5 protein-coding genes and 2 pseudogenes are annotated in these 8,953 nt (G+C 60.5%); 5 read left to right on the top strand and 2 right to left on the bottom strand.

The features are described 5' to 3' along the window. A partial coding sequence (locus tag M3461_22780) for a hypothetical protein (protein MDQ3776967.1) occupies positions 1 to 341 on the top strand: 341 nt, incomplete at its 5' end. Between the two features lie 152 nt (positions 342 to 493). Here the strand turns inward: M3461_22780 and M3461_22775 are convergent. Next, positions 494 to 654 (bottom strand): annotated as a pseudogene (locus M3461_22775) (DUF433 domain-containing protein). Between the two features lie 490 nt (positions 655 to 1,144). Here M3461_22775 and M3461_22770 point away from each other — a divergent pair. The 4 genes and pseudogenes from M3461_22770 (at position 1,145) to M3461_22755 (ending at position 7,467) form a co-directional block, all read left to right on the top strand. Next, the gene (locus tag M3461_22770) at positions 1,145 to 1,417 is read left to right on the top strand and encodes a DUF3780 domain-containing protein (GenBank protein ID MDQ3776966.1); all 273 of its coding nucleotides are present in this window, start codon (positions 1,145 to 1,147) and stop codon (positions 1,415 to 1,417) included. Then, positions 1,312 to 1,716 carry a DUF3780 domain-containing protein gene (locus M3461_22765; protein MDQ3776965.1) on the top strand — a complete coding sequence of 135 codons (405 nt, stop codon included), beginning with the start codon at positions 1,312 to 1,314 and terminating at the stop codon, positions 1,714 to 1,716. Before M3461_22770 ends, M3461_22765 begins: the two co-directional genes overlap by 106 nt. 125 nt (positions 1,717 to 1,841) lie before the next feature. Beyond that, positions 1,842 to 4,786 (top strand): annotated as a pseudogene (locus M3461_22760) (DUF1156 domain-containing protein). 2 nt (positions 4,787 to 4,788) lie between these two features. After that, the gene (locus M3461_22755) at positions 4,789 to 7,467 is read left to right on the top strand and encodes a phospholipase D-like domain-containing protein (GenBank protein ID MDQ3776964.1); all 2,679 of its coding nucleotides are present in this window, start codon (positions 4,789 to 4,791) and stop codon (positions 7,465 to 7,467) included. 213 nt (positions 7,468 to 7,680) lie between these two features. On the opposite strand, the gene ftsZ is transcribed toward M3461_22755, so the two are convergent. Further along, the gene (ftsZ, locus tag M3461_22750) at positions 7,681 to 8,817 is read right to left on the bottom strand and encodes a cell division protein FtsZ (GenBank protein ID MDQ3776963.1); all 1,137 of its coding nucleotides are present in this window, start codon (positions 8,815 to 8,817) and stop codon (positions 7,681 to 7,683) included. Positions 8,818 to 8,953 lie beyond the last annotated feature (136 nt).

Raw genomic sequence — 8,953 nt, 5'->3', positions numbered from 1 at the left:
TCGCCAACATCCTGGCTTGCCTCGGGCTCGGGGTGTCGATCATCGACGCCTCGGTCGCGGGACTGGGCGGCTGCCCCTATGCGCCCGGGGCGAGCGGCAACGTCGCGACCGAGGACGTCGCCTATCTACTCGGGGGCATGGGCATCGAGACGGGCGTTGATCTATCGCGCCTCATCGAGACCGGCCGCTTCATCAGCGCGGCGCTCGGGCGCGACAACCGCAGTCGGGTCGGCCAGGCGGCGGCCTTCCGGTGCCGGCGTGCTAGAGTACCCCCTTTTTTTCATAACGAGGCGTTGCGAACCATCGTACCCCCGGGCAGGGGGCTGAAACGTCTTGATTGAAAGGTCAGGCCAACGGGAGGAATGTAGCGTCGGGATCTTCGTAGAACGGGCGCACTGTAACGTATCGTTGCCGCAGCAGCGCCGCTATTGCGGCAGTCGAGACATTGCCGACCCGTAGCCAGACCACCTTCGATGGCGCGGCGAGCACCATAGTCATCGGGCGTCAGGTCGGGAAAGTCAGCCAGGACCTCTTCCTGTGACATCCCGGAGGCAAGATACTCCAGGATGTCGTAGACGGTTATCCGGAGTCCGCGAATGCAAGGCTTGCCACTCCGGACGGCCGATCGATGGTGATGCGATCGAGATAGCTCATGCTGGCAAAGTACCCCCGGCGGCTCTGCGGTCAAGTCCGTCCACGAAACACTCGGCTTTTATAGCGTCGTAGTGCGGATGCCCGCCAGGGCCATCCGCCGCATGTGTGGGTTCTCGGACACGACCCGGTTGAATTCGTGGGATGGCCACCGGAACCCCTACCCAAGTTTGCGGATCACGCTCCGATAAACGTAGCAATACCACGCTTGGCCATCGGGATGGTCGCAATCAATTGGGGGACAAAAGTCGTCGAGAAGATCTTTCACGAAACACTAGTAGTCCAGTCAAGATGATTCAAACAGGCACGTCATTCCGGCATGGATTGCCGGAATCCAGAGCACATGGTGTTCTCGAAGCCGGGGTACTCCACCCGCGCGAAACGTAAAGTCCTACTCAACAACTACCACTACTGAGACGAACACCGTCATCCGCGACATGAACGAGCTGCTCGGCGAATTTGACATCAAGCCCACGCCCACGGAGATCGAGCAATGACCACAAACCGCAAGACCCTCGGCTTCGGCTGCCCGAATGACATCGATCCGCATCATTTCGTGGTGGCCATTCCGGCCGGGCGAACCCGCGCGGTGACCGTCACGGAGCACTTTGGACTCTTGGCGGCGCCAACGGCATACCCGAGCGAGAAGACCGCGCCGTCATTCCGCGTGGGCATTGGCACAAGATCGCCGATGGCGTTAAGCGCGTTTTCAACGAGCGTCTCAAAGCCGAAAAGCTCGCCACGAGCCGCTGGACGTCGGGGGTGAACAAGGTCGAGCGGCTGCTCGGCAAGGAATTGTGCGTGCTCGCCTGGGGTATCGAGAAGGTCGACCTCGATCGCGTTCCGATCACGCTAAAGAACTGGAGCGGCTTCAAGCCGGAGGAGCGGTGGTGGCTTTTCAGCATGACCGCCGCGAACGCCGGCACGGTGGAGGACAGCGAGCGCGGGTGGCGCCGGGCATTGTTCCACGCCCTAACGGATGGCACCGACGAGCTCAAGGCGAAACGCAAGCGGCCCATGCGTACTAAACAAGATATACAAACCGCGCTGCCTTTTGCCGCGTAAGGACCGACTAGCCGATGAGTACTATCAAGACCACAGTCTTGTCCAATCTCCAGGAAGCACACGCACGCTACGAGACCGCGCGAGCCGCCGTCGAACCTCTTTCGCTTAAGCACGCCGCGAGCGTCATAGAACGGTTGTTACCCGCGCAGAAGATATCCGCCGAAGCGCAAAAGGAGCGCAAGGCCGGCGCAGGGCAAACACTGACGGCACTGGGCAGTTACTGGAAGGGCCGGAAGCCGCTGATCCTCGCGCGGACCTGCGTCCTCGGTGCATTGCTGCCCGCGACGGATGATCCGGAGAAAGACCTGGAGATCTTCGAGCAGCTCATGGCCATCGACGATGAAGCGTTTCTTATTCGCACGGAAGGGATCAGCGCCAAGACAATCCTCGAACGCCTGCCGCTCGACAATTTCGGTGAATACTTTTCCTTGTCGAGCAAGACCGGCGAATTGCCCACCAGCGCGCCGGTCGATTTCTCTGCGTACACAGGATTAACGGTGCGCTGGAAGCCCGAGATCGCGCCAGCGCAAAAGACCTGGCTCAAGCGGCAAGTCCTGTTGAACATGAGCTATACTGAAAAACTGGCGCTGTCAAAACGGCCCGAAGAGATCGATAGTCAGCTCTACGGCGGCATCTGGGATGCCGTCAACGCACATCTTAAGACCGATGCACATAGCCACGCGGAGTTGGTGGAGCAACTCGGCATCATGCGCTTCGGCCACCGGCCCAAGGTGGCGGATACCTTCTGTGGTGGCGGCTCGATTCCCTTCGAAGCCGCGCGGCTCGGCTGTGATGTCTACGCCTCCGACTTGAATCCTATCGCGTGCATGCTGACCTGGGGCGCGCTCAATATCATCGGGGCGGACGAAAAAACGCGTGTTGAAATCGAAGACGCCCAACGGCAAGTCGCTGAAGCCGTGGACAAAGAAATCATTAAGCTCGGCATCGAGCACGAAAGCAGCAATCGCGCCAAGGCATATCTCTATTGCCTGGAAACGCGCTGCCCAGAGACCGGCTGGATGGTGCCCATGGCGCCTTCGTGGGTCATCAGCAAGACGCATAACGTTTACGCGAAGCTGGTGCCAAACGCCAAGAAGAAACGCTTCGATATCGAGATCGTTACCGGCGCAAACGCCGCCGCGATGAAGGGAGCAGAGAAAGGCACGGTGCAGGACGGCTCCTCGTCTACACGCTCGAGGGCGAGCTGCACCGAACGGCGATTAAGACCTTGCGCGGCGACTACACCAAAACCGACGGCACCACAGGGAACCGGCTGCGCCTTTGGGAGAAGTCCGATTTTAAACCGCGTGCCGACGACATCTTTCAGGAGCGCTTGTATTGCATCCAGTGGACTTGCTCGCGTTACAACAAAACGAAGGACAAGAGCGAGACATGGACCGAGTTCCGGTCTGTCACCGAAGATGATTTGAAGCGCGAGGCGAAGGTCGAGAAGCTTGTTGCGACTACCCTCGCCAAGTGGCAAGCGGAAGGCCTGGTACCCGATATGGTGATTGAGCCGGGTTACAATACTGACCAACCTATTCGCGAGCGCGGCTGGACGCATTGGCATCATTTGTTTAATGCGAGGCAGTTGTTCTCATTCTCTACGATGTACGCTTACTGCAGAACATTCGTTGCGTCGAGTGTAGCGGTAACGGGAGCATTAGATAGATCAAGCCGACTGTGTGCATGGGGGACGAGTATTGGCCGCGACGCACCTGTCAATGTGTTCTCAAATCAAGCCCTAAACACTTTGTTGACTTATGGTGCCTATAGTACGAGCGAACTATTGAGGCTTGCCGACAAGGCGATCAAGCGCGAAAGGCATTACCTACAATATATGCACAAAGTCGATTGCGAAGAGGTAAAGGTCTTATGTCGTGATTGCGATGTGTTTATTACTGATCCCCCCTACGCTGACGCTGTCCACTACCACGAAATCACTGAGTTCTTCATCGCCTGGCTGCGCAAGAATCCACCCGCGCCGTTCAAAGACTGGATCTGGGACAGCCGGCGCGCGCTTGCAATCAAAGGCGACGGCGAAGCCTTCCGGCGCGACATGGTGGCGGCCTATAAAGCCATGGCCGATCACATGCCGGACAACGGGCTTCAGATCGTCATGTTCACCCATCAGGACGGCGGCGTCTGGGCGGACATGACGAATATCGTCTGGGCCGCCGGACTGCAGGTGACGGCGGCGTGGTATATCGCGACGGAAACGTCCTCGGAACTGAAAAAGGGCGGCTATGTGCAGGGCACGGTGTTGCTGATCTTGCGCAAGCGTCAAGGCCACGAATCCGCCTATAAGGACGAGCTAGTTCAGGATATTCGCGCTGAGGTGCAAAGGCAGATTGAAACCCTGATCGGCCTTAATCAATCCTTGAAGCACAAGTACTGCGACGAAAACTCTTTCGCCGACGCCGATCTCCAGATGGCGGGCTACGCCGCCGCCTTGCGGGTGCTGACCTCCTATGCGCGCATCGATGGCATCGATATGACGAAAGCGGCGTTGCGTCCACGCAAGAAGGGCGAGAAGACGCTGGTCGACGAGATCATTCAGCTCGCCGTGCAGATCGCGAACGAATGCCTGGTGCCCGAAGCGCTAGAGGCCAAGGTCTGGGAGAAGCTCAAGAACGCCGAGCGCTTCTATCTGAAGATGCTGGAGCAGGAAGCCGAGGGACAGAGGAAGCTCGACAACTATCAGAACTTCGCGAAAGCCTTCAAGGTCGACGGCTACGGCGCGCTCATGGCGAGCGTGAAGCCGAACAACGCCAGGCTCAAATCCGCAATGGAGCTCGGGCGCGGCGAGTTCTCGGGCTCGGAATTCGGCGAGTCGGCGACCCGCGCGGTGCTCTTCGCGCTTATGTCGCTCGAGCGCGGCAAGGGGAGCGACGAGGTCATGAGCAACCTGCGCGACAACGTGCCCGACTACCTCAAGCGCCGCGAGGTGCTGGTGGCGATCTGCAATTACCTCGCGGGCAAGCTCGCTGGCTTGCGCGCCGAGGAAGCCTCCAAGGCCCGGATACTGAGCGGCATGATCCGTAACGAGTCCGCCGTTGGACGCCGGTAAGCGTGCTCAACCGCTTTTCGTCCCGGCTGACACCGCTAGCCCAGGTATTCCTGCGCGAGAAGCTCAAGGGCGCGCGTAGCTACCGCCGCATCGCGGGATATTTCCGCAGCTCCATCTTCGAGATCGTCCACGAAGATCTGGAGGCCGTCGGTCAGATCCAGATCGTCTGTAACAGCGAGCTCGATCCGCACGACATCAAAGTCTCCCGGGCGGCCCGAGAGCAGGCGCTCAAGGCCCGTTGGAACCAGGTGCCCGCCGGGACGGAGAGCCTGCTTTACCGCGAGCGCTACCGCAAGCTCTACGAGCTCCTGACGCGCGGCAACATCGAGGTGCGGGTCGTGCCGCGCGATGTCTGCGCCTTCCTCCACGGCAAGGCGGGGGTCATCGAACAGGCGGACGGCTCGAAGACCTGCTTCATGGGCTCGGTCAACGAGACCCGCGAGGGCTGGAGCGAGCACTACGAGCTCTTGTGGGAGGATACGTCCCCGGAAGGCATCGCGTGGGTCGAGGACGAGTTCCGCTATCTTTGGGAGCGCGGCTATCCTCTACCCTCGGTCATCATCGAGGAAGTCCAGCGGATCTATGAGCGGGTCGAGATCTCCATCGAGGAATGTGCGCCCAAGGCGCTGCCCGCCGCTGCGCTCGCGGAATCGCCCCTCTACCGGGGCGGTGAGCAGTTGCAGCCCTGGCAGCGCGCCTTCGTGGGGATGTTCATGGAACATCGCGAGATCTTCGGCAAGGTGCGATTGCTCTTGGCCGACGAGGTCGGCGTGGGTAAGACCCTGTCCTTGGCCGGGAGTGCGCTGGTGGGATCGCTGCTTGGCGACGGTCCGGTCTTGATCCTCTGTCCCGCCACGCTGACCCAGCAGTGGCAAGTCGAGCTTTACGATAAGCTGGGCGTGCCTTCAGCCGTGTGGCTCTCGCAGAAAAAGGCTTGGCAAGACCCTCGCGGGCACCCCATCAAGACCCGGGGCCCCGAGGACGTGATCCGCTGCCCGTTTCAAATCGGTATCGTCTCAACAGGCCTCATCTTCCAATCCACACCCGAGCGCGAGCATCTCTTAAAGCGTTCTTACGGCACGCTCATCTTGGACGAAGCACACCGCGCGCGGCGCGGCGGAGCGCTGAGCAAGCAGCGCGGTGGGCCAAATAACCTGCTCTCCTTCATGATGGAGGCGGCGAAGAAGGCACAGCATGTGTTGCTCGGCACCGCCACGCCGATCCAGACGGAGGTTTCGGAGCTCTGGGATCTGCTCCAGGTGCTGAACCAAGGCGCCGATCACGTGCTAGGGCGGCTCGGCAGTGTATGGAAACGCCCGGAGGACGCATTAAAGCTCATGACGGGCGAGGATAACCCCAGCGCTGAATCCCGTTACTGGGATCTCCTCCGCAATCCCCTGCCGCCGAAGACCGAGGACCGGATTTTCGATGCGATCCGGATGGATCTCAGCATCGGCGACTCCGCGCACTTCACCGACCGGCCGGTTACCGATTTGGACAGCATCACGCGCGAAGACTTAGCCGACAAAGTGGGAGAACGTAGAGACGGCCTCGCCTTCTTCCAGTGCAGGAACCCCATTCTTCGGCACACCGTGTTGCGCAAACGATCCACGCTTGAAGACATGGGTCTACTCGAGAAGATCGGCGTCGAAATCCATCCTTCAAAGGAGAACGAGAAGCCGTTTTTCGAGGGCCTGGGACTCTTCACCAATCAGAGCTTCGACAACGCATATCAGGCGGCCATCGAATTCACCAAGCTCGTGCGTCAACGCAGTCAAGCGGCTGGGTTCTTGAAAAGCCTCATGCTTCAGCGGATCTGCTCAAGCTTCGCCTCGGGGCTCGGCACGGCACAACGTCTGTTGGACAAAGGGACGCTCGAAGACGATGAGCATGCGAGCGATCTGGCAAGGCTTGACGCCTTCACCGCCGATGAGCGACGGTATCTCAAGGACATCGTGGAAGTACTATCGCGCCCCGGGGGCACGGATCCCAAATTCGACGCTGTGCTCTACTACTTGAGCAATGAAGGTTGGCTGCACTTAGGCTGCATCGTGTTTAGCCAATACTTCGACACCGCGAATTGGGTCGCGCAAGAGCTCGCTCAAGAGTTACCGGGCGAGCGCATCGCACTCTACGCCGGTGCGGACCGCAGCGGATTCTACCATAGCGGCTTCTTCGGATCGGTAGCCCGCGAGGAGATCAAGAAGGCCGTGCGCGAGCGGACGGTGCGGCTTGTCATTGCCACGGATGCCGCTTGCGAGGGGTTGAATCTGCAAACGCTCGGCACGCTTATTAACATTGACCTGCCGTGGAATCCGTCGCGTCTGGAGCAGCGCATCGGTCGCATCAAGCGCTTCGGACAGCAACGGCAATCCGTCGACATGCTCAATCTCGTCTACCACGACACCCGCGATGAGGAGGTCTACGCCAAACTATCCGAGCGCATGAGAAATCGCTTTGATCTCTTCGGCGCGCTGCCCGACGTCATCGACGACGAGTGGATCGAAGACATCGAAGCGCTGGATGAAAAGCTCTCGGAGTACATCGAGCGTAAGCGGCGCGCGAACGCCTTCAATCTCCGCTATAGCGCGACCGTTGCGCCTACCGACGATCGCTGGGAGCTCTGCGCGCGGGTGCTGTCGCGCAATGACATTACCGAGCGATTGACCCGGTGTTGGTGATGTAGCGTGCCCCCCGGCCGGGCGCGATCGGGCCGCGCCCGCGACGGCGTTTTGTCGCGAGCGCTCCCAGGTCTCTTGCCTCGACAACCCCGATCCATACTGGACGGGGTCGTAAATCGCCTCTCAGATCCCCTCTCCCGCCGGGAGAGGGGCAGGTGAGGATCAAAGAGCGCTATTTGTCACCGCCCGTGGTATATACCCGGCAGCGCCCCCTCAATCCGCCTGACGCCGCAAAAAGGCCGGGATGTCGAGGTAGCTGGGGCTGGCCTTTTCCAGGGCCGGCAGCTCCTTTTCGCGGTTCTTGCGGATCACGGTCGGGCGCTCCAGCGTCTTGTAGTCGATGTCGAGGACCGGTTTCGGCTTGCCGGTCCCGGTTTCCTGCCCCATCTTGGCCTCATGGCCGATCCCGGTGGCGACCACGGTCACGCGCACCTCGTCGCTCATGGCGGAATCGAACACCGTCCCCACCACCACCGTGGCGTTCTCGGACGAGAAGCCCTTGATGGTGTTGCCGACCTCCTCGAACTCGCCCATCCGGAGGTCATCGCCGGCGGTGATGTTGACCAGGATCCCCTTGGCGCCGGCGAGGTGGACGTCCTCCAAGAGCGGGCTTGCGATCGCCGATTCGGCGGCCACCCGCGCGCGATCCTGGCCGGTACCCGTACCGGTGCCCATCATGGCCATCCCCATCTCCGACATGACGGTGCGGACATCGGCGAAATCGACGTTGATATAGCCCGGCCGCGTGATCAGATCGGCGATCCCCTGCACCGCCCCTAACAACACGTCGTTGGCGCGCTTGAAGGCCTCCAGGACGCTGACGTCGCGACCGTAGACGGCGATGAGCTTCTCGTTCGGGATGGTGATGAGCGAATCGACGTACTGGCTCAACTGCCGGATACCTTCGCCGGCGATCTCGCCGCGTTTCTTCCCCTCGAAGCCGAACGGGCGGGTGACCACGGCGACCGTCAGGATCCCCATCTCCTTGGCGACCTGCGCCGCGATGGGGGCCGCGCCGGTGCCGGTGCCGCCGCCCATACCGGCGGTGATGAAGACCATGTCCGAACCCTCCAGGACATCCATGAAGCGGTCGCGGTCTTCGAGCGCCGCCTGCCGGCCCTTTTCCGGATCGGCCCCGGCCCCTAGCCCCTTGGTGACGTTGGCCCCGAATTGGATCATGGTGCGTGCCGAGCACTTTTTGAGGGCCTGTGTATCGGTGTTGGCGCAGATGAACTCCACGCCTTCGATGTTGCCGCTCAACATGTGTTGAATGGCGTTGCTGCCGCCGCCCCCGATCCCGACGACCTTGATCACGGCGTTTTGATTACAAGACTCTATCAACTCGAACATGGTTCATCCTCCTCGATTTGATTCGTCAATCACCAGCTCATGGCCTCAAGACTAACCAAACCTATTTGAAGTTTGGGGTAATCGTCAAGGTTCCTGTCCTTCCGGGACAAGCCTCGTCTTTTCTCCCTCTCCGACC

This window comes from Pseudomonadota bacterium (assembly GCA_030860485.1).
Lineage (GTDB): Bacteria > Pseudomonadota > Gammaproteobacteria > JACCXJ01 > JACCXJ01 > JACCXJ01.
The sequence above is the reverse complement of the archived record's forward strand: the minus strand, read 5'-3'. Positions and strand labels throughout refer to the sequence as shown.